The sequence below is a fragment of the Pseudomonas fragariae (ex Marin et al. 2024) genome, assembly GCF_059621105.1.
Genome location: NZ_CM184369.1, coordinates 1,432,429 through 1,457,190 on the forward strand (window position 1 = coordinate 1,432,429; position 24,762 = coordinate 1,457,190).

A 24,762-nucleotide genomic window follows, 5' to 3' on the forward strand; every position below is an offset into this window, starting at 1 on the left:
TGTCGTGTACGCTTTATTCAAACCGGATCTTTTAGAGTTGGCGCGTGTCACGTACCAGCAGCATGCATTGTTTGAAAGCGATGGTATCTCTGTCGAGGAACTTAACTCTATTCAACTCGACCGTCTCAGGCAGACACTTCGTTATGTCAACGCCCATTCTCCGTTTTATCGCGATCTGTTGTCCGCGTCGGACGCTGCATTAAGCACGCTGGACTGGCACGCGTTCCGCCAGTTGCCATTTACTACGAAAGATGACTTGCGCACGGCAGGTCACTTCATGCTCTCTGCTCCGCTGTCTGATGCCTGGATCTATTACGAAACCACCGGCACGACGGGTGCGGCCACGCCATGCCCGCGTAACGAGCGGGATTCGATATTCAACAATACCCCGTTGATACTTCGTTACGGAGCGCTTTTTCAGGCTCACGGCGAGCGCCATATAGTCGGTGTCATGGGGCCTACGGAGCTGCACTCTACCGGGGATACATTCGAGGACGTCTGCCGCAGTCTGGGACACACAGTAGTGAAGATGTGGCCGCGCTCACCTGTTGTCGGTATGGAGCGCGTCGTTACGCTGATCAGGGAGCTGAAAATCTCTGCACTGGTGTGTACTCCCGCCGTTGCAATCAGCCTGGCAAGGCACCTGATCAACAAGGGGCAGAACCCTTCATCGCTGGGCGTGAAGTTGATATTCACCTTGGGTGAACTCACCACGCCTGGTTTGTTGCGCAACATTGGCGATGTATGGGGCAGTGCGGTTTACAACTGCATGTACGCATCGCAGGAGTCTTCAATTCTTGCTGCCTGTGACAAGCAGGGGCACTTGTGCACCGTGCCCTTGAATGTCGTCTATGAAGTGGTCAATCCGATCACCGGCGAAGTCCTGGAGCCGAAAGACGGCCAGATGACCGGCGAGCTGGTTATCACGCACCTCTATCAGGGCCAGAAGCCTCTGATTCGGTATCGCACGGGAGATACGATCAGAGCCCGGGTTCTGAGTCAGGGCAAGTGGCAGATCATCCCCATCGGACGGCTCAGAGACACGCTGGTCATAAACGGACGCAACCATTGCGCCTACGACGTTGAAGCAGCGCTGTTCGAGCATCTGACAGGTTGTCTGGACTATCACATTCAGGTCGAAACCGTGTCGGGTATCGATAAATTAAGCGTCATTATCGAGTTGCAGCCCAATAGCGAAGCCCGAAACGACCTGAACACCGTTGCTAGCTATATGGAGACCGCACTCGGTGTTCCCGTGAGTATTACTGTCGGCCCAACCGATGCGGTGACCGGCACGGCAGCGATGGTCAGCTGGAAAGCTGCGCGACTCCACGACAAACGCACGGGCGGCGATAATCTGGAGCGTGATACCGCCTTGAAGATCGCTGCGCGGAGGGCCTGACCATGGCCGACGGACCGCTCAACACCACAAGTACTCCGCGCAAACCGCACCCATGGGTGTACCTGGATGATCGTTTTGTAGCCGCTGCAGACGCTCTGGTTCCGATAACGACCCAGGCATTCAATTACGGCACCGCGGTGTTCGAGGGTATACGCGCCTATGTTGCTGAAAACGGCGAGTTGAACGTCTTCAGGCTGGACGATCATCTTAAACGTATGGAGAACTCAGCCAGGTTGCTGCAGTTGGACAGCCTGCCGGGCCGCGCTGAACTAAAGGAAATCATTCTCGATTTACTGCGTCGCAATGACGCGCTGACCGACAGCTATATCAGGCCCATGGCCTACAAAAAGGCGCTGATGCCCGGCGTCGGTTTCGGAGTAAAACTGACTGGCGTCAGCTCCGGGCTGGTTATCAACACGCTGGCAATGGGAGCCTACATGCCCGCTGCCGGCATCCGCTGCGCCGTTTCGAGCTGGCGACGCATCCCGGATGTATCTCTTCCTTCGCGAGCGAAAATCACCGGTAGCTATGCCAATTCGGCGTTGGCCATGGAGTCGGCGCAACGTAACGGTTTTGACGATGCATTGATGTTGAATATTCACGGCAATCTGGCCGAATCAACCACCTCCAATGTATTCGTGGTCAAGGATGGATGCCTCATCACACCGCCTCTTAGTGCACACATTCTTGAGGGCATTACCCGGGATTCGATCATGACCCTGGCCAGAGAAACACTAGGCTTGAGCGTGGTAGAGCGAGACATCTCGTTTTCCGAATTGTATTCGGTCGACGAGTGCTTCCTCGCCGGCACAGGCGTCGAGATCGTACCCGTGACACAGATTGATCATTACGTATTGCAGAACCACAAAGTGGGCGAGCTGACCGCCGCGCTGAGAAGCCTCTACCTGCAAACGGTGAAAGGTTCGCACAGCCGATATGCCCACTGGCTGAGCCCCCTTTGAAATCGATCATCCGGAGATTTATGACAATGGACAGTAAATTCCTGAATTTGAGTGTGGGCGACTGGCGCGAGGTGATGATCCATACACTGGGGCCGAGTGGAACCAGTAGTGAAGCGGCGGCTGGTTTCTTTACCGAATGGCTAGGCCAGCGTTTTCCTGAATCACAGGTGCAGATCAACCTCAGTGACTCTTATGAGCATGCCTGCTCAGCGATGGACGAGCGCATCCCCGGCGTATTGATCGTGGCCAACGCCTATCCGCAGATTCATAACTTTTATATGAACCCGCGGTTAAGCCTTGTGGCGACGTTCGTCTTTGACACCCCGGAGTACGGTCTGGTGAGCAAGGGGCCGTTGACTACCAGAAAACTTACGATAGCTACCCATCCCGCTCCGCTCATGTTGATTCAGGAGTTGCTGCCCGACGGTCTTGAAGTCGACTCGGTGATTTTTTCGCTTTCTACCAGTGCCGCTGCAGCTGCGGTAGCCAGGGGCGAAGTCGACGTCGCGCTGACCACCGAGGTTGCAGCCCATATCCATGGGCTGCAGTTCATATCGAAGACGCGCCCCATACGCATGCTCTGGTCCGTCTTCGCGCCGATCCAGTGGAGCACCCAGCCCGTTGAAGTCAGCGCACGCTGGCGCTGATTCCCCAAACATAAGGGCACCTGGTCGAGCCGGGCAGCCCCGAATCACTTTTGATCGAGGTCATCATGACTGTCTTGAAGCTCCACACGATCGACTCCGCCCCCCTGAAAAGTAAAGCGTTGCTCCAGAGTTCGATCGACAACTTTGGCTGGATCCCCAATCAAAGTGCCTATATGGCCGAGTCGCCTTCATTGTTGGGCGCTTATCAGCGGGCGCATGACCTGGTTATCGAAAGCTCGTTGAGCGAGGAGGAAAAAGCGGTGGTCTGGATGACCACGGGTGTAGAAAACGGGTGCGCCTATACCATCCAGGCGCATGCCTTCATTGCCTTGTCCAAGGGCGTTGATCAGTCCGTGGTCGAGGCATTGGCTCATCAGCCTGGGCGCTTGAATACCCGTTTGCAGGCATTGCGCGAGTTTACCCTGGAAGTGATCAACTGCCGTGGCCGCTTGAGCGGGGCAGCCGTGGAGGCTGTGCTCAAGGCCGGGTTCAGCAAGCAAAACATGCTGGACGTGATTCTCGCTGTCGCACAGAAAAACATGTCAACGATTCTGAACAGCATTGCCGGTACTGAAATCGATGAACGGTTCAAATGGGACGCCTTTCAAGGGCTCAATACATTGTCCGAGGCCTGAACGATGCTTCATTTGGACGGCAATACGGTCAAGTCGCTCATGAGTGCTCAGCTAAGTCTCCAACTTAGCGAGGTAGCGTTCCAGCTGCATTCTTCAGGGCAGGTAGAGCAGCCGTTGCGTACCGTTATCAAGGGCGGTGAGAACGCGTTGATGGGCGTCATGCCCGCCTACATCAAGAGTGGTCCTTACCAGGGATTCGGCCTGAAGTCAGTGGTCGTCAGGTTTGGAGAGGCTGCCGGCGGTCCTTCTCACATGGGCACGATCCTGATTTATGACGAAGCGCAGGTGACTCCTGTCGTAGCGGTGGACGCAGGTGCAGTGACGGAAATCCGCACAGCGGCTGCATCGGCTCATGCGACGCGGCTGCTGGCCGCCCCTGACGCGAGTCGTCTTGCCATACTGGGCACAGGCTTGCAGGCGAGAGCTCATCTGCAGGCAATGCAAGCGGTAAGGCCCATTAGGTACGTTTCGGTATGGGGGCGCAGCAACGAGGCTTGTCGCGAATTCTCAGCCTGGAGCGCGCAGCACTGCGATCTGCCCGTTTCGATTTGCACTAGCGCTGCCGAAGCCGTGCGCGACGCCGATATCATCTGTACCACCACCGCTGCACGTTCGCCCATCCTGTTTCATGCGGATCTTCCAGTGCACTGTCACATCAACGCGATCGGCGCTTCAGCCCCTGGTTTTCAGGAGTTGCACGAGGATGTCTACCAGGACATTACGTTATTCACTGACTGCAACCGCTCGGTGCTGGCCGCATCCGACTGCGTGATCAAGGCCGTTCAGAAAGGTCTGCTTGCGCAATCGGGTGGCGGAACAGAGATCGGCACACTGTGCAAAGATGAAACGCTGCAAAAAACTCGAGGCGTAACAGTTTTCAAGTCGGTAGGGCTGGCGGTGCAGGACCTGGTGTTCTCTCGGGAAATAATCCGCCAGTGGGTCGCGTCCCGTTGCAACGGTAGCAGTCTTACATGACTGACGGCGCTGCTCGCCGGGCACTTATAATTATTTCAAGGAGTGCAACATGCTTGATCTGACTCAGGTTCTTACGTATTCGGCAGCGTTGGGTATTGCCGCCGCCATTCCTGGCCCCGGTATGGCAGCGCTGGTCGCACGGAGTGTCAGCGGCGGGGCGGTGTCAGGCTTTTGCCTGCTGTCCGGGCTGATCCTCGGTGACCTGACCTATCTTTCATTTGCAGTATTTGGCCTTGCCATGATTGCCGAACACTTCAATGCGTTGTTTCAGGTAGTGCGATGGGGGGCCGCGATTTATCTGTGCTATCTGGCCTGGCAGTTCTGGTTCGCAGATCATCAAGCCATAGAAATCGGAAAATCAGCGAAGAAAAAAGAGTTGCTGTCCGCGGCCGCGTCCGGACTGACCATTACCTTGGGCAACCCCAAGACCATTGCCTTTTATCTGGCGCTTTTGCCGTTGGTCATCAATCTTGAAACGGTCTCTTTGCAGACATGGGGGCTGGTTCTGGTGCCGCTGACGGTGCTGGTACTGCTGGCGGTCGGGGCCGTGTTCATATTTGCCGCCTTGCGCATTCGACATTTGCTGTCGAGTGAGCGTGCGCAAAGAAAACTGTTTCGCGGTGCGGCAGCAATCATGGTAGCGGCGGCAGCTTCGATGCTGGTGCGCTGATCTGCCTGGAGGGTGGATGAGGCCGTTGACGACCTCATCCGGTCGCCGTTACAGCTCCTTCTTCAGATGCTTTTCGATCTGCTCCAGCGACTTGCCCTTGGTTTCCGGCAGGCACAGGAACACGAAAATCAACGAGCCAATGTTGATGGCGGCGAAGATGAAGAACGTCGGGTTGCCGATGGTATCGACTGCGATCGGGAAAGTGAACGCTACCGATGCGTTGAACAACCACTGCATCGATACGGCCGTGCCAGTCAGCAAACCGCGCACCTGCATCGGGAAAAGTTCTGACATCAGCAGCCAGTAGACCGGCGAGATGCACATCTGCATGAACAGCAGAAACACCAGAATGCAGGCCAGGGCGGTATAGCTCTGGGTCATGTTCTGCGGCATGAACTGCAACACGCAACCGAGCGCTGCCTGCATCAGAATGACGATGACCAGACCGGTCATCAGCAAATGCCGACGCCCATAGCGGCCGATGGCCCAGATGCCCAGCAAGGTCGCGATGACTGACACCACGCCGTTGCCGATCGTCGCGGTCAACGCAGCGTTGGTGCCCATCCCGGTGTTCTTGAGAATGATCGGCGTGTAGTACATGAACGCGTTCACCCCGGTGAACTGCGCGGTAAAGCCCAGACCTACACCGATCAGCAGCAACTTGATGACCCAGCGCTGACGCAGCAATTCTCTTGCTTTGGGACGATGACGAGCTTCTTCGTCCTGCGCCTTCATCTCGTCGACTTCGCGCTGTGCGTCCTGTTTGCTGGGGCGCAGTTGCTCCAGCACGTCCTGCGCTTCGTCGAAACGGCCTTTGGAGGCCAGCCAGCGTGGCGACGCTGGTACGAAGAACGTGCCTACCAGCAGCAACACCCCTGGCACCATGGCGACTGCCAGCATGTAACGCCAGATCCCCGGTGTATGCAGCAAGGCGGCCATGACTGCACTCAGCACATAGGCGAGCAACTGGCCGCTGACGATCATCAGTTCGTTTCGGCTGACCAGCCGCGCACGCCGTGACGGGCCTGCGATCTCGGCGATGAACACCGGCACTGTTGCAGAGCCGCCGCCCACCGCGATACCCAGCACGAAGCGCGCGGCGATCATGAACGGAATGGACGGTGCAATGGCGGTTCCCAGTGCGCCGGCGATGAACAGCACTGACAGCAGGCGTAAGGTGAGGCGGCGTCCGAAGCGGTCGGAGATATAGCCGCTGGCAAGCGAGCCGAACGCGGCGCCGACAATCAGTGACGCGGTGACCATCCCTTCGCTGTACGCATCCAGACCCAGGCCGCCCTGGTCGGCGGGCAGGGTCATGAACGGCAGGGCGCCGGCGATGATGCCAGTGTCATACCCGAACGCCAGCGCGCCCATGGTCGCCACAAGCACGGAGATAAAGATGAGTCGATTCGATGCAGCGCGTTGCCGGCCTTGCTGACCCGCCGCTGCTGAGGTGCTACTAGAAGACATGAATCTGAAGTCCTTGGCTTGAAACCAGCGTTGCGCCAGTACATGGATGTCACGCTTAGGGCGATGTCGGTCGCGCTAGTTCCCTACAACCCCACTCAGGATTGCATTTTTGGCGAAAGCCTTGAGCATGGGGCTGCTGGAACGATTAACTTTTTCTTGTCCTGATGACTGGATTTGTCTCTTTTTCCGTCATTGAGACTCAGTCTTTGGTGATGGCAAGATCGTCGGGGTCTGGTCGGTCATTGATAAAGCGGCAGTGGAGCGCGAGCTTCGTGGCGAACCGGCGGGTGCTTCGAGTGACAGAGGCGCCTGAGCGAGTCGGGTACGTTCATCGAACGTAAAATCATTTCAGGGCACTCCGGGGTGGTAGCGCAGTCTTTTTTAGACACTCTCACCTGGCGGAGCCCGACATGATCACTGTCCATCACCTGAACAACTCACGTTCGCAGCGTATTTTGTGGCTGCTCGAAGAGCTCGACCTGCCCTACGAAATCAAACGTTATCAGCGCGACCCGAAAACCAACCTTGCGCCACCCGAGCTCAAGGCGGTACATCCGCTGGGCAAATCACCTGTCATCGAAGATGGTCCGCACGTCGTCATTGAGTCCGGTGCCATTGTCGACTACCTGATTCGCCGCCATGGCGACGGCCGCCTGCAGCCGGACCCTGCCAGCGCTACTTACGACGAATACGTGCAATGGCTGCATTTTGCTGAAGGTTCGGCGATTCTGCCGCTGATGCTCAACCTGTACGTCGGACGCCTGGGTGACGCGGGCGCGCCGCTGCATCCGCGTATCCAGTCGGAGCTGGCCAACTATCTGGGCTATCTGAATGAGGCTTTGGGGCTGACGCCATATCTGCTTGGCGACGAGCTGAGCGGCGCGGACATTCAGATGAGCTTCATTGGCGAGTTCGCCAAGGCCCAGGGAATGCTGCAGTCCTACCCGAATGTGACCGCATGGGTTGAAAGACTGCAGGGCAGACCTGCATACCGCAAGGCTTTGGAGCAGGGCGGCGAATATTCCTTTGCCAAGTAACCGCCGTGCCTGAAGCGCTTGCGCCGCACGATACTCGGGCTGATCGCTCCTCACGCTCCAGCGTGGGAATGCAGTTCTAGACGCTCTGCGTCGCAAGAGGACGCAGAGCGTCCGGAACGGCATACGACGCAGAGCGTCGCACGATATTCGGGCTGATCGTTCCTCACGCTCCAGCGTGGGAATGCAGTTCTCGACGCTCTGCGTCGCAAGAGGACGCGGAGCGTCCGGAAAGGCATACGACGCAGAGCGCCGCACGATAGTTGAGATGATCGTTCCTCACGCTCCGCGTGGGAATGCAGTTCTCGACGCTCTGCGTCGCAAGAGGACGCGGAGCGTCCGGAAAGGCATACGACGCAGAGCGCCGCACGATAGTTGAGATGATCGTTCCTCACGCTCCGTGTGGGAATGCAGTTCTCGACGCTCTGCGTCGCCAGGAGGACGCAGAGCGTCTCACGATGGCGCTGACATGGAGGATCAGCCTTCAGACGGGCGGATCGAGTCCTGATCCGCTTCGGCCGCCAGCTTCAAGCGGTCGGCCTTGCTGATGTATTTGTCTTTGCTTTGCGGGGCCAGTTTGGCGCTGGCCTTTTTGGCATGGGCCTTGAGCAACTGCTGGATTTTCTTGCGACGATTCATGTTCTTCAACCCGTTTGCACAGACGCGAATCATAGCAGTTTGCCTGTCGCGCCATGCCTATGCCTACCCGCCGTTCTGAACCATCTGCCACAACGACGCACCGACGCCGGTAATGCTCTCGCCGGCAATCAGGCCTGCCGCTGCGGTGATGGCGAAACGTTCGGTCAGTGACGGCCAGCGACAGTTCACCAGCCAGGTGAGCACTGCCCCGAGCGCCATCATCAACGACACCGAGGCGGGCAGCACGAAGGCCAGGCCCAGTGCTGCGGCGCTGGGCAGGTACCGGGCGCGATGCGCGGGCAGTGTGCTGTCGAGGATACCCAGCAACAAGCCGGCCAGACCACCGATGAAAATCGCCCAGCGGATGCTCGCCGACAGCGAATCCAGACCGTGCGTCAGGGTCTGCGCCACGGCTTTCCAGGTCGCCACCGCCGGGGCTGGCCACTCCTCGGTGAGCAGCATCGATTGCGGGTCCGGGATCAGCGCCATATAAGCCAGAACCCCGACGATACTGCCGACGAAAATCCCCAGTGTCTGGGCAATCAATTGCTTGCGCGGCGTGGCGCCGATCGCCCGGCCTACCTTGAAATCGTTCATCAAATCGGTGCATTGCCCGGCTGAACCGCCGGCTGTGTTGGCGCTCATCAGGTTGATCGGCACCTGACCGGGCGCGACGATGCCGAAGCTCAATTGCGATAACTGCCCGATTGCGCCGATGGGCGGAATACCCGTGGCACCGACCACTCGCGCCGCAACGGCCGCCAGGCAGATCGCCAGAGGAATGGTCAGCAAGGCCATCCACAGATTGATACCGAACAACAGTGCCTGCAGGCTGACGACCAACAGGATCGCCAGCGCAAACCCGGCGGCCGGCCCGGGCTTGGGCATTGACCAGGGCGTCCCGCCGCTGGCCTTGGTGGAGGCGTGCAGTGTCCACAGACGGATGGCCAATGAGGCCAGCGTCGAACAGACCATCAGGCTCACGCCCGGCCACAGCAACCATTCCACCAGCGCGGCGAACTGCGGGCCGCTGCTGTCGGCCGGTAACGTCACCAGCCCCTGTTCCAGCAGCCACGGCGCCAGGCCACCCCAGGCCAGCAAGGCACCGATCAGCAGGGTCAGGCCGACGCGAATACCGATAATCGCCCCAAACCCCACCAGCAGCAGCGAAGGGTCAGCGGTAAAAGTCAGGCGCTCCAACTGAGCGCTCGGCGACCAGCGCGGGAACGCCCATATGAACGTGTCGACCCACTTGGCCAGCGCTGACATCAACGCGGTACTGAGCAGCACCTTCAGGCGCGTCGCAGCTTCACGGCCGTGATTGTAGATGTGCAGGAGGGTTTCCAGAGTGGCCATGCCTTCGGGGAATTTCAGCGATGCGTCATTGAGCAGTGACGGGCGCAAATACCAGGCAATCCAGATCCCCAGAAAGCTCACCGAGAAAACCCAGGCGATCATCGGGATGGCATCCAGTTGCTGACCCGTCAGCAGGGTATAAGCCGGAATCGGCGCGACCAGCCCGCCGGAAATGATCGACGCAGCGGCCGAGGCGACAGTCTGATTGATGTTGCTCTCATGCAGCGTCCACGGCAGCTGCCCGGAAGAACGCTTCGACAGCCCTTGCCAGATCGCATAACCGATCAACAGCGCAATGATCGACATGTTGAACGACCAGCCGATCTTCAACCCGGCGTACACATTGGAAGGCGTCAACAGAATACCGAGCACAACCCCGGTAAGTACCGCGCGTAGACTGAGCTCACGCTCGACAGGGCTGGCAAGAGGGGTCGATGGTGAGGTCGAAAGCATGCGAATTCCTTTCGGCGATGAGACAAGGCGACCTATAAAGTGAGCGCCATATCGGCCGAAGGTTCACATGGCAGGCTTCGTTGTGTAGTGGCGTTAAGGCATCCATTTGTTCCGGTTTTCGCCGACCGGTTACGCAGGGTGCCTGTTGCAGGAATATCAGATATCAGACTGTTTGAAGGACATCACCACGCGCCTTCTGATGAATTACAGGCGGTGAACCAGAATATCCAGCCCTTCGTCAGTGTGTGGAATCTGGAAGTAGCGTGTGATCAGCCTGAACTCCGCATCTGTGGCCGCAAAGTCATGCTCGGCTCTTTGGTTGCGAGCATGCAGTCTGGCAAGGCAAATATCATCTTCCACGTCGAGATAGTGCAGTCGATGCTTAACCTGCGCGTCTTCAGCCAGGCTGCGAAGCCACTGGCGGTCGGCGAGCGTATTGGCAGGGAAATCCAGAACCACGCACATGCCGGACTTCAGCATGTCGATGACCAGAGGGCCGATGATGTCGCGAATCCGATGGGCCAGGCGCACGTAGTCCGCCACTGATTTGATCTCGTCAGGGTAGAGCCGGGAGAGCCATTGATCTTCACTCAACAGGATCGCTGAATGCTCGGTCGCGATTGATTTTGCCAGTGTCGATTTACCGGATGCGATCTTGCCGCACAGGAGGTGAAGTCTGGTGGCGAGCATCAAGTCGTGTCCTTTTCCAGTCGTAAGCTGTGCATTCCTGAACAGAGGTGAGCCCATACCCAGCGGGAGCCTGTCAACCAAGCACATTCAGCCCATCATTGAAATGGCACTCGCGATCATCACCGCCAAGGTTTTCCGGCAGGAAAGCGGTGAGGTCGTAGGGCAGAAACAGCGTGTCCAGCGCCAGAGAGAACGGCACGTCTATCAACCAGGGCCAGGTCGATGTCACATCTTTAGTACCCCATGCCCAGCCGTGCCGTGTACCGGGATAGACGCAACGCTCACCATCGAGGTGATACATCAGGCTCCAGCAGCCGCTCAGTGAGATGGCCGTAGCGAGTAACAGGCATTGCTTGAACATACATTCCCTTGTTTTGGCGTCTACGCAAAGTGTGCTTCATTCTACCCAACCGCCCTGACAGGGAACCAGGCGACGTCGAGTCTGGATCAAAAAAGGCGACTCTAGAGCATTCGAACAAGCGAGCAGTGAGCGACAGCAGATGCATGGGGTACTCCGATCATCCTGCCCACAGCTCAGGCAATGCGTTGCGCGATCTGCCTGAACAACGCTGTCTCAGTGGGAGCGAGCTTGCTCGCGATCTGTCGGGAACCGACAGCAAAACCTCTGAGCCGGTACGTTCAGGCATAACTGCGATGGCTGGTTGCAACGTCGCCTTGCCACTGTCTTAAACGTCAGCGGCTGCAGCACGCAAGTTATATTCAGCGCTTATAAATAGCGACGAGCGTGCCTGGCATCAAACGACCAGTCGATGCGGTTGCCAGGCGCTGCCCTGCTGGTCTTGCGAGTCAATTACCAGACTTTGCCTGGCCGGTGCATCAAACATCGAGCGCAGATTCTTTTCGATGGTGTTGCACAGGTCTTCCATGCGAATCCGGTGCTGGCTGGCGCCGAACGGGGCTTGCAGGTCAGTACCGATGCGGTCCATTGCCAGCAGCATGCAGCCGACGACCGTCGAGATTGCCGGGGTGAACCAGCCCAGGGTGGTCACCATGCTCAGCGGCATGATGATGCAGAACAGGGTACTGAACAGTCTGGGAAAATAGACGTACGGGTAGGGCAGCGGCGTATTGGCGATGCGCTCCATGCCGCCCTGGCAGTTGGACAGTTCGACCATGGTCGACTCCAGTCGCGCCAGGCGGATGCTGTCGATTCGCCCTCCGGCAAACTCTTCGGAGATCATGGCTGCCGAGCCGTTGAGAATGTCATTGGGAAAGTTATTGCTCTCACGCGCGCGTTGAATCTCGGAATGCGATAACAGCCCTTCGAGTTTTGCTGTGCTGACATCGCCTTTCAGATGAGCGCGCAGTGCCCGCAGGTAAGCCACGTGACGATTGAACAATACTTCTTTCACCGGGTTGCCACGTTCATTGGCGCTGCCTTCAATCAAGGTCAGTACCTGGCGGCCATAGCTGCGCGAGCTGTTGACCATCGCGCCCCATAGCGTGCGCGCTTCCCACCAGCGGTTGTAGGCGCTGGAATTGCGAAAGCTGATCAGTACGATAAGCGCCGAGCACAACAGCGTAAGCGGCATCAGCGGGAGATCTATCCCCGCACCCTGGATCAACATGAAGTCCATGGTCACGGCCACGTCCCAGAGCAGAAGCCAGAACAATGACCAGCCAACGTAGGTGACCGTTCTGCTGATGCACCGCCATTTTTTTTCAAAAGGACCAGACATTGCGGCACTCCTTTGCTGGGTTGGAAGGGGTTTGGCGCGGTCAATCAACACACCACGCCGCAAACTTACTGACCGAGGCTTAAAGCTCGCTTAATTCTCCATGGTGGCGAAACAGTCACGCCTGTCTTGACCATGGCGACCCCTACCAACAGCTGGAACCCCCGGCACTGTTGCGACCACACAGCCTTGTCGGTCCTCTTCGCTGACGGGCCCCCGGACGTTTGCAATTGCTATCACTCTCGGACCGACGCCTCATTGCCTTGCCTGTTCGCAAGCAAGTCGTCCGGCCAGACTCGTCTCGGCGCGTTGCTACGCAACTTAAGCAATAGAGAGGGAGTTTCAATGCACATCAACCGAACCGGCAGCTCGCAGCCCAGCATCGAGCTGGAGCGCTTTTATTCCGCATCGCAATCATTGGCCTCCAGTTCCGTACGCGAGCTCAGCCCTGCCGAACACGCTAATCTGCAAGCCATTACCGATTACCTGAAAGATCATGTATTCGCTGCGCACAAACTGCCGTTGAGTGAGTCGGCCGTCGATCAGGATGCCGTTCATGCGCACAACGAGCAACTCGACAACATCATCGATGCTCGCGCCAGACGCTTGCTGGACGAGGGCGAAACGCCTGCCACCATTGCCGACACCTTCGCCAAGGCGGAGAAGTTCGACAGGATGGCAACCACCGCTTCGACCGCGCTGCGCGCCACGCCGTTTGCCGCTGCGTCGGTGCTGCAATACATGCAGCCTGCCATCAACAAGGGCGACTGGCTGCCGACGCCGCTCAAACCCCTGACGCCATTTGTGTCCGGAGCGCTGTCCGGGATCATGGATCAGGTCGGCACCACGGTCATGAATCGCGCCACGGGCAACCTGCACTACCTGAGTACCCCGCCTGAGAAACTGCATGATGCGATGGCGGCTTCCGTGAAGCGTCACTCGCCGGGTGTCATGCGTCAGGCGGTGGATCTGGGTATTGCCGTCCAGACTTACAGCGCGCGTAATGCGGTGCGTACCGTGCTGGCGCCAGCATTGGCATCCAGACCCGCCGTGCAGGGTGCGGTCGACATCAGCGTGTCGGCGGCAGGTGGCCTGGCGGCCAACGCGGGGTTCGGCAATCGTATGCACAGTGTGCAGGCGCGTGATCACTTGCGCGGCGGTGCATTCGTGCTCGGCATCAAGGACCAGGAACCCAAGGCAGACTTGAGTGAAGAAACCGACTGGCTCGTGGCCTACAATGCGATCAAGTCAGCCAGCTACTCCGGCGCTGCACTGAACGCCGGCAAGCGGGTGGCTGGCCTGCCGCTGGACGTCGCCACCGACGGCCTGAAAGCGGTGAGAAGCCTGGTGTCGGCCACCGGTCTGGCGCAAAACGGGCTGGCCCTGGCAGGCGGCTTTGCCGGCGTGGGCAAATTGCAGGAGATGGCGACCAAAAATATCACTGATCCGGCCACCAAGGCGGCGGTCAGCCAACTGACCAATATGGCCGCCTCGGCAGGCGTTTTTGCGGCCTGGACCACCGCAGCGGTCGCAACCGATCCCGCGGTGAAAAAAGCTGAGTCGTTCTTGCAGGATACGGTCAAATCGGCGGCGTCGAGTTCGACCAGCTATGTAGCTGACCAGACTGTCAAGCTGGCCAAGGCGGGCATTGACGCGAGTGGTGAGGCGATTGCTGCGACGGGGGCATCCTTGCTTGACACATTACGTCGTCGCAATGCTCGTGAGCCGGACATCGAAGAGGGTGGCATTGCAGCGGGTTCACCGAGCGCGGTGCCGTTCCAGCCAGGGCGCTCATAAGCGTTTCGACCCATAGCCGGTAAAGCAAAGGGGCGCCTTCCACGGAGTGCGCCCCTTTGCTTGTTTCTCATGTATGCGTCGTATCACAGCTCGGTGTGCTGGGTAGACGCCTTGGTCTTGTCATAGGCGTGCTTGACGTCGGTCATGGCGATGTCGCCAGTGGCCAGTTTCAGATCGTCACTGTCGCTTTTGACGAGTGCGAACTTGCCATGGGTCGCGTCCACGCCATTGAGCTCGACACTCATGTCATCAAACTGCTTGCCACCATTGGTGCGGACCAGCGTACCGAAATCGGTGGCCTTGAAACCGTCGACTTTCAGGTGGGTATCGGCATTGAGCTGAATGACCTTGTCATCGGCACCGTTGGCGCTGCTGTTAGTGATGTTCAGATTGGTGACCTTTGCGCCGCCTTCACCCTTGACGGTGATCATGTCTTCACCGACGTTCTGGGCATGCACGTTATCAATGGTGACTTGCTCCGAGTTTTTGGCATTCACGTGGATGCCGTCGGCTTCGTTCTCGCCCAGGTTCACGTTTTTCAGCACAGCGCCTTCGGCCAGTTCGAACAGGGGCTTCTGATGTTCGTCCTGGTCGCCGGTGCCCATCGACTTGTCGGCGGTAAAGGTTGCACCGTGGCCGTCAAACACCTGGCCAGCACCGACTTTGATGGTGTCTTTCACGACATTGACTTCGCCGGATTGCTCAAGAGAGCCCGTTGTATCCGAAACCGTGCCGTTGCCCGAGTTGCGGCCGGGATTGGCCAGTTGCGGGGTGACTTGAGGCGTCACGCCATCACTGCCACCGCCTCCGCCGGTTCCGTCCTCGGTCGAAGGCGCGCCGCTGCCGTCTGCGCCAGTCGACACATAACTACCGCCGCCGTCACCTTCAGCGGTTGGAGATGTACCGCCGCCGTCACCTTCAGTGGTCGGGGATGTACCGCCACCACCGTCACCACCCGTCGCCGCCGTTGTACCGCCGCCCTCGTCACCGCCTGAAGCCTCCTGAGTACCACCGTCACTGCCTTCGGCCGATGGCGTACCGAGTCCTCCCTCGTTTTGAAACGGGTCTTGCCACTCGTTGGAGTCCTGACCCGTGTCCTGTTTTTTATTGAGGTTCATGAGCATTTGCAGCAGCGATGTGACGAGTGCACTGAGCAGCTTGACGACGTTGGATTGAGGGTCAGTTGCAGCGCTGCTGTCGGTGGGGTTTTGAACCGTATTGTCGGGCTGTCCGAAGCTGACGTCTTTCTGTCTGGCAGTGTCGAACAGCAGGGCACTCGGGTCGACGCCCTGTGCAGTGCTCTCATCGCTGAACGTATTGGTCTGCGGACTCTTGCCGCTCAGCGCCGAGAAGTCCAGCTGGGTTGAAGCGGGTTGGTAGGAGGTGGATGAGTTGATACCGATGCTCATGGTGCTTTACCTCGATGGGATGGACATATGAACCAGCGTCGTCTTCCGGATTTACCGGCGTTGATCGCCGCGTCCTTGTCGGGTTCTATAGGTCGATGAGGACTCTGCCTTGGCGTTGCCGGAAGTGAGTGGCAACACGGGGGGATGGGTTCCCGTTTGTGTGCGTTGACGGACGATGATCCCGATGCACCGCTCTGGAGAGGTCACCTCGCCCCAAGGAACCAAAACCCCTTGCCCTCCGACTCAGTGCGCACACGCCAGCAAAAAAATGGTGTGGACTCACATCGCACTCAGAGGCCGTGAAATGAACAAAAATGATGAATATCAAACGCTTATCAATGAGATTTGCGCGCTCAGTCTGATCTCCGAACCTGAACGTTTTTACGAGTCAGCCAATTTCAAAATCAGCGACGTCGACTTCACCCTTCACTATCAGGACCGCGACGAGGGGCGTGCGATTCTCATCTACGGGGATATGGGCGCGCTGCCCGCGCGCAATCGTGACAGCGCCTTGCTGGCGCTGATGGACATCAACTTTCATATGTTTTCGGGGGCCCACAGCCCGGCTTTCTCCTGGAATGCCCAGACCGGCCGAGTGCTGCTGATGGGATCGATAGGCCTTGAACGAGCGACAGCCGAGGGCGTGCTGTTGCTGATGAAGTCCTTTGCCGACCTGGCCAGAGAGTGGCGCGAGCACGGTTTCATGGGGCCGGTGGGTGCTGCGGGCGCCCCGGTCAATATGCCTGCTTCTCAGGCAACCACGCGTGACAATCCTGCGAGTTCCGGGAGGTTCCAATGATTGGCACACGAGTCGGCGGATCAGGCAGTACCGAAATCGTTCAGGCGAACCAGCCGCAGCCGTCTGCCGCTGTCGCCCAGGCTCATCCTCTCGCGGTAAGCCCGAGCAGCAACCCGCCGCTGACCGCCAGCCAGTCGGCCGCTCAAGCGCCGGAAAGCTCGGCGGCCGGTGCCGCTCGCCTGCCAGTCGCGCCGCGACATCTGCCGACATTGGAGAAGTTTCGTGCCGAACAGCCCACCGTACAAGGCACTTCCACGCCGACTATCAGCGCTAACGCGGCCCTGCTGATCGGCAGTCTGTTGCAGTCTGAAAAACTGCCCTTCGAGGTCATGGCCGCCCGTTTGTCGCCTGAGCGTTATGCGTTGCAACAGTTTCACGGCTCCGATTTACAGCAAATGCTCGGACGATTCGCTGAGCCAGGGCATCTGCCAGGCAAGGCCGAGACCGAACAACTGATCAAGGGCTTTGCCCGGTCGCTCGCAGACCAGCTGGAGCACTTCCAGCTCATGCATGACGCGACGGCTGAGGCATTCGGCCCCGGAGGGCTGCGCGACCGCAACACACTGGCGGTCAGTCAGGCGGCGCTTGGCGAATACGCCGGTCGGGCGAGTAAATCCATCGAAGCGGGGCTGAACCACAGTCTCGCGGTGCTGGACGAACGCATCGCCGCGCTGGACAGCCAGTTGGAGGGCGCCACTGAGGACAGCAGACCGGTTTTGCTGATGGACAGGCAGGCGCTGGAAACGGCCAGGGCGATGCTGAGCGACCTGCACGCCGACTTCTGCAAATCGCCTGAAGCCAAGCGGTTGAGTGCCGTTGCCGCTCACACGCAAATGGATGCTCTGATCGACAAGCTGAACGTCGATCGCAACTCGGTCGGCGGCTGGAAAGGGATCGGTCCGATCGTCGCGGCAGCGGTGCCGCAGTTTATGGTGTCCATGCTCCACCTGGGGTATATCCGCACGGCCACCGGTGACGCGATGAAAGATGCCGTTCCCGAAAAAAGCGCCGACGCCAGCATGAAGAGGGCCCTGGCCGTAGGACTGACTGCCGGGGTGGCTCACGAGGGCGTTACCAACCTGTTGAAGCCGATGGTGCAGGCCGGGTTTCAGAAAGCCGGCCTCAACGAGCGGCTGAATATGGTGCCGCTCAAGGGGATTGATACCGACTCGGTGATTCCCGACCCTTTCGAGTTGAAGAACGACAACGGCGCACTGGTCAGAAAAACGCCTGAGGAAGCCGCTGAGGACAAAGCCTTCGTCGAAAGCGAGCGAGCGGTCTTGAATCAGAAAAAGGTTCAGGTTTCGTCTACCCATCCACTGGGTGAGATGATCCCCTACGGCGCCTTTGGTGGCGGGCAGGCGGTACGCCAGATGCTCAATGATTTCAATCTGCTCAATGGCCAGACCCTGTCGGCCAGAGCGGTGACCTCCGGGATCGCCGGGGCCATATCAGCCACCACCCAGACCATTGCACAGCTGAACTCGACCTATGTCGATCCGCGCGGGCGCAAGATCCCGGTCTTCACCCCGGACCGCGCCAATGCCGACCTGGGCAAGGACCTGGCCAAAGGCCTGGACCTTCGCGAACCGGCGGTACGCACCGCGTTCTACAGCAAGGCTGTTTCAGGTGTGCAAAGTGCAGCGCTGAACGGTGCGCTACCACCGGTTGCCGTCCAGCCCCAAGGTGCATCCGGCACGCTCAGCGCGAGGAATATCCTGCGCAACATGGCGCTGGCGGCAACCGGTTCGGTGTCTTACCTGTCGACCCTGTATGCCAACCAGTCGGTCACGGCCGAGGCCAAGGCCCTGAAAGAGGCGGGCATGGGCGGCGCAATGCCGATGCTGCCGCGTACTGAAAGCGCCTGGAACACTATGCGCCATCCAGACAGAGCTTCACTGCCACACACGTTCCAGCCGGGGACTGCGCTTGGTATCCCCAGAGCCGTTGAAAGCGCCTATCACATGGGCAGAGGGGCGTTGCAATTACCGACCCAATTGGTGGTGGATACACTCCGCGGGGTGGAAGAGGACGTATCGAAAGGTGTTTCGGCCTTGCGCAATTCACGCAACGCGCCAGAGACACCCTTGCCTGCGGACAACGCTGACCCCGTCGATGTCGAACTGAGTTCGATGGAGGAGGGCCGTCGAGGCTTATAAACACACGGGGGCTGCGTCTTTGGCGGCCCCTTTTTGTGGAACCTGCAGCGCCAGGCAGCCACTCACTGCCTGGTCAGCTCAGGCTTTTCCTAAAGGACTATGACGATGAATACCTCGCAACACGAGTTTTCCCGTTTCATCACTGCGCTGGGTGCCCAGCTCGGCACTTCGCTTACCTGGCAGAACGGGGTATGCGCGCTGTATGACGGCCAGGACAACGAAGCCGCCATCATCGAGTTGCCCGAGCACAGTGAGATGGTCATCTTTCATTGCCGTGTCGGGCGCTGCCCTGAACGCTCTGCCGATTTGCAGCAGTTGTTGAGCCTGAACTTCGACGTCGCCCGCTTGCACGGTTGCTGGTTTGCCGTCGATCAGGGCGATGTGCGCTTGTGTGCGCAACGTGAGCTGGTGTCGCTCGATGAGCCAGCCTTTTGCGACGTGACGCGTGGCTTTATTGCTCAGGCTCGCGAAGCCCGCGCATTTTTGCACGCCTGAGCAGACGAGATTGCCCGCCAACGCGCCGCTTCCATGCGGCGCTTTTTACGGTGTTTCAACTATCAGCTTTTGACTTCGAAGCCCGACAGTTTCAACTCGCCTGCCGCCTCTTTCAGCGACGCCGAGGGCCGCGACAGTTCCCCGTCGAACGTGTAGCCGATGGGTTTGTCCTGGTCTTCGCCATAGATGAAATTGATCCGCCCGAGGGTCTTGTTCACGCTCAACGAGGCGCCGCTGTTGTAGCTGATCAGTGGCGTAGGTGACGTGAAGTTCTCGCTCTGCGGTGGGGCATGGAACACCACCAGCCTTTTGATCCTCATGTTGTTGCGATTTTCCAGAAGGCCGGAGAGTTCGGTCTGCGTCAGCGTCCCCCTGCGGCTGCCTTCGTCTATGTCGTCGATCAGCGAGTCTTTCGGTTCAAGGCGTACCCGGGCGAGGGTGCCCTGGCTGTTTTCAAGTTGCTTGACCATGGCGCTGAGCGTCGGGTCCTGACGCATGTACTCGGCGACCCTGGCCGCGTTGCCGGGCGCACTGGCTTCGCGTATCGAACCCATGATTCTGGTGAGGATACTTTCCTTGCTCAGGCCGGACAGGCTGGTCTTGCTGGTTTCGAAGCGGGCATTGTCCAGCACACTGTGATTGTTGATCGACGCTTCGTGTTGCACGCCTGCCCTTTTCAGGTCCCGAAGCGCCTTGTATTGCGTGTCGTTCTGCGACGGTCTCTCGGCAAACAGCGCTTTGAGCCCGTCAAGTCGTGCCTGAATGGCCTGCTCAGGGTTCATGTCGACGTAAAGAGCGTTCAGCGGATTCTGCAGCGCTGCAAGGCGGGCTGTCGTGGCTTTGTCCTTGAAGGCTGCACCGAGACTTTTCGACAGTTTGTCCAGGCTCTCGGTGGTCATCGGGGTCGCTACGTTAAAGCGGAACTTGACCCGTTTGACGGTTTTGTCATCAATGGTCACGTTCGCTGCGACCCCCAGGTTATTGGCCGCCGATTGAGTCGCCGGTGTCGGCCCGGCAGCGGAGGCCGGGGTCGCTGTGGAGTTGCTATGCGTGCCACTGATCTGCCCGCGTGCCTGCCCGCCGAAGATCAGACTGTTGAAAAAGCGCGGCCGGTTCTTGCCGCCTTCGCGCAGCTCTGTCTTGTCGTTCTTCTGGGTCAGGGAGTAATCGGTGTAGCTCAGCAGGTTGACCGTGACATTCGCCGCCACGCCCAGACGCGCAACCGCGGAAAGCGGCGCGCTGTCGGCCTCCGACAGGCCGAAGCCGACGCGCATATCAGCGCTGAAGCCTGTGGTGATATCGAAATTGAAGCGGCGCGCTTCATAGGTTTCGTGGTCCTTGACCTTGTTCAACAGCTGCAAGGGGTTGAGCTTGCCTTCGAACAGGTCGTCGACGAACCCGTCGATTTCGTCGTCCGCCACATTGAAGATCACCCCGGCACGCTGGCTGGCGGCAGCGGTTGCGGTCACGTCTCCGCCAAGACGGAAGTTCGGCGTCATCTTGCGGTTGTTACCGATATCGACGCTGCGGGCAGGGTGGTTTTCGTCGAAAAAGCCAGGCCAGTAGTCCTTGCCGCCGCCCACGCCGCCGCTGATATTGCCGGCCGCTTCTCTCATCAGGTACAGGGTCACGCCGCCTTCGCAACGTTCGGCACTGAAGAGGTAGTTGCGATTGCCGGTAGCGCCGGCGGTCGGCCACGGGCCTGTCGACTTGTCGGCAAGGACGGCGAACGGGCTGGTCAGGTTCAGGCCGTAACTGCGTTGCACGCCGATTTCATCGTCGCCATGCTCCAGGTTTTTGAGCATGGCCTTGAGCGTGTCGGCCAGTTCGGACTGATCCTGGCTGCCGGTTGCCGCGCGCATATTGACGCTGACCGCGTGGTCGGATTTCTTGAGTGCGTTCGAGAACGCCTTGACCGCGTCATACGCGCCTTCCAGTGCTGCGTTATCGGTAAAGCCCATGTCAGTGACCTGCTTGACCGGATTCTCGCCATAGGTCACATCGCGTAACGAGGTCAATTCCGCTTGCAGCCTGGGCAGGTCGCTGCTGCGTGCCAGCAGCTCAACCTTGCCGATCAGCGCACCGAGGTCGTTCAGGGTGACCAGATCGAGCGCCAGGCGGGCCTTGCTCAGCCCGTGATCTTCATTGGCGTCGCGGCGTTGGCCCATACCGATATCGGTTTTGGTGTGAGAAAGCTTTACACCGTTGTCTTTCAGCAGCCTGAGCGTTGTGGCCGTCGGGTTTTCTGCGGACGGGGCGACACGGGTCAGGGCGTTATCCAGCTCATTGACGAAATCATGGCCGGAGCTTTTGAAGTTGAGCATCGACCCCAGTTCAGCCAGCTTCTTGCCTAGCTGAGTGCGTTTCGATGACTTTGCCAATGCGCTGTGCTGGTTGAGCACACCGTCGTTCTGCCTGAGGTTTTTGAGCTTGCCGTAATCCTTGCCAATGTTCTCCAACGCCGTCCTGGCGTGCTTTTCCAGTTCGTCGCGGAATACTTCGAGTTCTTTCGCCAGCTCAGCGCCTTCAGGGCCAAGCTGCAGGCGCGCAATTCGCGCTTTCAGATCGTTGCCCGGGGTCGGCGGTGTGCCGCCGGCTTCATGAATCAGTTCAAGTTGTTTGAACGCGATCAGCTCTTTCTTGTAGAGCTCCTTCAGGCCCTCGCGACCATGATAGCGATGCTGGATATTGTTGCCGACGTTCTTCATCCAGCGAGGCGGTTCCAGCGTGTTCTTGTAAACGTTGGCCCGCATGGCCTCGCTGGCGGAGGGGCGATTGCTTTTCTCCATGCCGCTGCGCCCGAATGCATTGATGTCCAGCTTTGCTGTCAACCCGGTGCCTGGAATCCGCCAGGTCTTGTGCGCGCGCGTGATGCGGTTGTAAACGTCGTTCAAGCCGTTTTTTTCCACGGGACGCTGCTCGAACGCTTGCCACTGACCCTCTTTGAGTTGCATCAGGCCTTGACCGGCGGCGTCCTCGACCTGGACGCTCAAGCGATTGTCATCATTGCTGTACAGCGCTTTGACCGGTTGCCCGTCGGGCGCTGCCAGCGGCGTCCATTTGGCGGCCAACTGGCCTCCGAATCGGGTTGCCTGCCATGCCTCTCTGGGCATGCAATACAGCTTACCGGTGCTGCTCAACGCGTAAAGATTATGCTTTTCGTCCAGGGCCAGATCCTTGATGTCTCCGTCAATTGCGGAGGTATCCAGATCAATGGGTTTGTGGTCCTTGCTATGGGCCGTCAGTCTGTTCTGATCATCGAGCGCGACAAAGCGCTTGTCGCTGACCATGGCAAAGGCGGTCACGACCCGATTCTCCAGCCCTGCGATTTCCTTGCCCATAGCCACCTTGGTCGAGCGCGCTATCTGGGCCAGTGCCGTATTGTGGTCGAAGGCGACATTGGGGTGTTTAGGGGCCACGTCGAGCCTGAGCAGCTTGCCACCTTTCAACACGTAGGCGTTGCTGTCGGCTCCGCGCTGCAAGCGATCGACATCCTTGATGCCTGCGTCTTTCCAGCACTGCGGCGTCGCGTCCCAACGCTGGATGCGACCGGCGCTCAAACCGACCAGACCGGCACGGTCGAGGTGCAGGCGGTCGGCACCGACGGGCGCTGGCATAACCGTCAGGCCGCGTGTGTTGTCCAGAACCAGCGCATTGGTCAGATTCCAGCCACTTTCCAGCTTCGCACCCTGCTCGTCGAGCGCATGGGAGTGCACCTCGCCCTGACGATTCCTGATCAGTGCGTGCACGCGACCGTCATCGCCGCTGATGAATCCGCTGACGCTGTTGTGGCCGCCCATTGGTTGATCGTCCAGCCTGTAGCCGGCCCGTTCGGGCATCAGGCGCAACGTTGGCTCGTTGCTTTCGAAGGCGCTGCGATCAGTGCTGTAAAGCCTGCCCTGCGTGTCGGCAATAAATAGCCTGTCGTTGCTCAGGGCGACTTCGGCGGCCTGTGCCTGACCACCGTCGAGTTCCAGGGTTTTGGTTTTTTTCGGGGTCAGCCCACCAATCACCGGACTCATGTCGGTGAGCAGGACGGTCTGCACATCCGAGCCGCTGAGCAGTGCCGCGGTATCGTCAGGTGCGACCGAAAATGACTTCAGGTTGTTGAAATCGGCATGCGGCATGAACGGGCTGGAGAGATCGACGACAACATCGTCACTTTTGGCGTAGACCGAGCCGTTGCCTCCGGTTATCAGGCGGTTGAAGGCGATGTTCTCGATTTCATCCACCGGCTTCCAGCGTGCGGCGAGCGGTTCGAACTGGTACAGCCGGTCTTCGTGCACGCGCAGGCGGTCGCCGTTGGTGGTCTGATGGACGTCGGTGAGGTGGGCGATATGGGCCTTGCCTGGCAACTCCTGGCTGCGCCGCCCGTCAAGGGTGTCGAGATGAATGTGATTTTCTTCACGCTGCATGTTCACCGGCGGAGGTTTCCCGCCTGCCACCGGCAGTGTTGGCTCGCTGCTGCGGATGACCGCCAGCGAGCTGTCACCTTGCGCCAGATGCAGCAGATGCCCGTTGGCTTGCAACAGTTGATGGTCCTGCACGCCTTGCTCACTCTGCTGCGCCAGATAGGTTTGTCCGGGCTTGGCGAGTATGTCGTTCAGCAAAGCGGCCATGCCGGGCGTCTTGAACGAAGAGAAATCCGGCTTGCCATCGGCACTCAGCCTGATAGTGGCCTGTGGTCGCGTATCGCGTATCAGTTGCTCGCTCCTGAGCTCGGAGCGCCCGCCGGTGCTACTTTCCAGCCCGGTATTGCGGCGTGCGAGCGGCCCATCAGGATCGTCGGCTTTGGTACCGGAACTGCTTGCCGTGTTCGGTTCTACAGGCTGCATTGACTGGCGTGTGCCATCGGAGCCTTGCAGGCGGCTGCCGGGGTTACGGCGTTCGCGCATAGCGCTGGCGACCGCCTCTTCGTCAGTCATGGGCTCTGCGGCTAGCTGCTCTGAGGCGCTGCGTGTGAGCTGATCCTGCGGAAGATTGAACGTGACACGGCGATTGTTGCGGGGGGCAGTGTCTGCCCGCGTCGATCCTTGTTCTATTTCATGCTTCGTCGTTCCCGAGGTGTTCGCACGGGTGCGCAGAATTGACTTGGGGGGAGGATCGTTGCGCGGCGGCGGGTTATCTGGCAGACGAGTGTCACGACTGGTGTTTCTGCCCGCCTCGCGACTGGAGCGCGGCGGTGAGCTTGAGGGGGGTTGCGTACTGGGCGGTCTGGCTGCCGACTGCCGGGGTGCACTGGATTTCTGGAACACCTTACCGACGCTTTTCAGCAGCCGTTTGCCCATACTGCCCAGCGAATGTGAGGAGCGCTGGGTCGGCTGTTCGGTTTGTTGCCGGATATTTGAAGGGTTGTCGGCTCTTGCTGTCGCTTCTGGCGCAATGACGTTTCCGGTATTACGGTTGACCGTTGGTGCCTGCACGGTGCATCTCCCTTTCCATTTGCCGCCCGACGACGGCGATTTTGTAACCC

General features: G+C 59.1%; 19 protein-coding genes and 1 pseudogene. 12 read left to right on the top strand and 8 right to left on the bottom strand.

What is annotated here, in order from left to right; genetic code table 11:
* The first annotated feature begins 4 nt into the window (after positions 1-4).
* The 6 genes from AC54XV_RS06495 to AC54XV_RS06520 all read left to right on the top strand — a co-directional run bounded on the left by AC54XV_RS06495 (position 5) and on the right by AC54XV_RS06520 (position 5,291).
* The gene (locus AC54XV_RS06495) at positions 5-1,402 is read left to right on the top strand and encodes a phenylacetate--CoA ligase family protein (protein WP_004406584.1); all 1,398 of its coding nucleotides are present in this window, start codon (positions 5-7) and stop codon (positions 1,400-1,402) included.
* A 2-nt stretch (positions 1,403-1,404) separates the two neighbouring features.
* Positions 1,405-2,364: a branched-chain amino acid transaminase gene (locus AC54XV_RS06500; RefSeq protein ID WP_004406582.1), complete on the top strand. Its 960-nt coding sequence runs from the start codon at positions 1,405-1,407 to the stop codon at positions 2,362-2,364.
* A 26-nt stretch (positions 2,365-2,390) separates the two neighbouring features.
* Complete coding sequence (locus tag AC54XV_RS06505; RefSeq protein ID WP_024639180.1) at positions 2,391-3,011, top strand: bacilysin biosynthesis protein BacA; 621 nt, start codon at positions 2,391-2,393, stop codon at positions 3,009-3,011.
* Between the two features lie 65 nt (positions 3,012-3,076).
* Entirely contained in the window at positions 3,077-3,646 is a 570-nt protein-coding gene (locus tag AC54XV_RS06510) for a carboxymuconolactone decarboxylase family protein (RefSeq protein ID WP_024639179.1), read from the top strand.
* Between the two features lie 3 nt (positions 3,647-3,649).
* Complete coding sequence (locus AC54XV_RS06515) at positions 3,650-4,621, top strand: ornithine cyclodeaminase family protein (RefSeq protein ID WP_024639178.1); 972 nt, start codon at positions 3,650-3,652, stop codon at positions 4,619-4,621.
* 49 nt (positions 4,622-4,670) lie between these two features.
* Positions 4,671-5,291, top strand: coding sequence for a LysE family translocator (locus AC54XV_RS06520; RefSeq protein ID WP_004406576.1), 621 nt, complete (start codon positions 4,671-4,673; stop codon positions 5,289-5,291).
* Between the two features lie 48 nt (positions 5,292-5,339).
* On the opposite strand, the gene AC54XV_RS06525 is transcribed toward AC54XV_RS06520, so the two are convergent.
* Positions 5,340-6,761: a sugar porter family MFS transporter gene (locus tag AC54XV_RS06525; RefSeq protein WP_004418871.1), complete on the bottom strand. Its 1,422-nt coding sequence runs from the start codon at positions 6,759-6,761 to the stop codon at positions 5,340-5,342.
* Positions 6,762-6,966: 205 nt separating this feature from the next.
* Between AC54XV_RS06525 and AC54XV_RS06530 the strand changes: the two are divergent.
* Both AC54XV_RS06530 and AC54XV_RS06535 read left to right on the top strand, forming a co-directional pair.
* A pseudogene (locus AC54XV_RS06530) lies at positions 6,967-7,074 on the top strand (ester cyclase); the annotation flags it as partial.
* A 97-nt stretch (positions 7,075-7,171) separates the two neighbouring features.
* Entirely contained in the window at positions 7,172-7,798 is a 627-nt protein-coding gene (locus AC54XV_RS06535) for a glutathione S-transferase family protein (protein WP_004406575.1), read from the top strand.
* 474 nt (positions 7,799-8,272) lie between these two features.
* Here the strand turns inward: AC54XV_RS06535 and AC54XV_RS06540 are convergent, their stop codons facing one another.
* The 5 genes from AC54XV_RS06540 to AC54XV_RS06560 all read right to left on the bottom strand — a co-directional run bounded on the left by AC54XV_RS06540 (position 8,273) and on the right by AC54XV_RS06560 (position 12,633).
* Positions 8,273-8,434 carry a DUF2986 domain-containing protein gene (locus tag AC54XV_RS06540; protein ID WP_069704347.1) on the bottom strand — a complete coding sequence of 54 codons (162 nt, stop codon included), beginning with the start codon at positions 8,432-8,434 and terminating at the stop codon, positions 8,273-8,275.
* A 63-nt stretch (positions 8,435-8,497) separates the two neighbouring features.
* Positions 8,498-10,243 carry an OPT family oligopeptide transporter gene (locus AC54XV_RS06545; protein WP_024642745.1) on the bottom strand — a complete coding sequence of 582 codons (1,746 nt, stop codon included), beginning with the start codon at positions 10,241-10,243 and terminating at the stop codon, positions 8,498-8,500.
* A gap of 204 nt (positions 10,244-10,447) precedes the next feature.
* On the bottom strand, positions 10,448-10,933 hold the full coding sequence (locus AC54XV_RS06550; RefSeq protein WP_024638534.1) for a P-loop nucleotide/nucleoside kinase family protein: 486 nt from the start codon (positions 10,931-10,933) through the stop codon (positions 10,448-10,450).
* A 73-nt stretch (positions 10,934-11,006) separates the two neighbouring features.
* Entirely contained in the window at positions 11,007-11,294 is a 288-nt protein-coding gene (locus tag AC54XV_RS06555) for a YceK/YidQ family lipoprotein (protein WP_003314115.1), read from the bottom strand.
* A gap of 394 nt (positions 11,295-11,688) precedes the next feature.
* Positions 11,689-12,633 carry a bestrophin family protein gene (locus AC54XV_RS06560; protein ID WP_024651696.1) on the bottom strand — a complete coding sequence of 315 codons (945 nt, stop codon included), beginning with the start codon at positions 12,631-12,633 and terminating at the stop codon, positions 11,689-11,691.
* Between the two features lie 342 nt (positions 12,634-12,975).
* Here AC54XV_RS06560 and AC54XV_RS06565 point away from each other — a divergent pair, with 342 nt between their 5' ends.
* Positions 12,976-14,427 (top strand): hypothetical protein, encoded by a 1,452-nt coding sequence (locus tag AC54XV_RS06565; protein ID WP_024642743.1) that lies wholly within the window; start codon positions 12,976-12,978, stop codon positions 14,425-14,427.
* Positions 14,428-14,510: 83 nt separating this feature from the next.
* On the opposite strand, the gene AC54XV_RS06570 is transcribed toward AC54XV_RS06565, so the two are convergent.
* Positions 14,511-15,836: a pectate lyase gene (locus tag AC54XV_RS06570; RefSeq protein WP_011266872.1), complete on the bottom strand. Its 1,326-nt coding sequence runs from the start codon at positions 15,834-15,836 to the stop codon at positions 14,511-14,513.
* 304 nt (positions 15,837-16,140) lie between these two features.
* On the opposite strand from AC54XV_RS06570, the gene AC54XV_RS06575 reads away from it, so the two are divergent.
* The 3 genes from AC54XV_RS06575 to AC54XV_RS06585 all read left to right on the top strand — a co-directional run bounded on the left by AC54XV_RS06575 (position 16,141) and on the right by AC54XV_RS06585 (position 19,289).
* Positions 16,141-16,635, top strand: coding sequence for a CesT family type III secretion system chaperone (locus AC54XV_RS06575; protein ID WP_024638530.1), 495 nt, complete (start codon positions 16,141-16,143; stop codon positions 16,633-16,635).
* Positions 16,632-18,794 (top strand): hypothetical protein, encoded by a 2,163-nt coding sequence (locus AC54XV_RS06580; protein WP_058398988.1) that lies wholly within the window; start codon positions 16,632-16,634, stop codon positions 18,792-18,794. Before AC54XV_RS06575 ends, AC54XV_RS06580 begins: the two co-directional genes overlap by 4 nt.
* 105 nt (positions 18,795-18,899) lie before the next feature.
* On the top strand, positions 18,900-19,289 hold the full coding sequence (locus AC54XV_RS06585; RefSeq protein WP_004406567.1) for a type III secretion system chaperone: 390 nt from the start codon (positions 18,900-18,902) through the stop codon (positions 19,287-19,289).
* Positions 19,290-19,351: 62 nt separating this feature from the next.
* On the opposite strand, the gene AC54XV_RS06590 is transcribed toward AC54XV_RS06585, so the two are convergent.
* Positions 19,352-24,712, bottom strand: coding sequence for an AvrE-family type 3 secretion system effector (locus AC54XV_RS06590; RefSeq protein ID WP_496718167.1), 5,361 nt, complete (start codon positions 24,710-24,712; stop codon positions 19,352-19,354).
* Between the last annotated feature and the right edge of the window lie 50 nt (positions 24,713-24,762).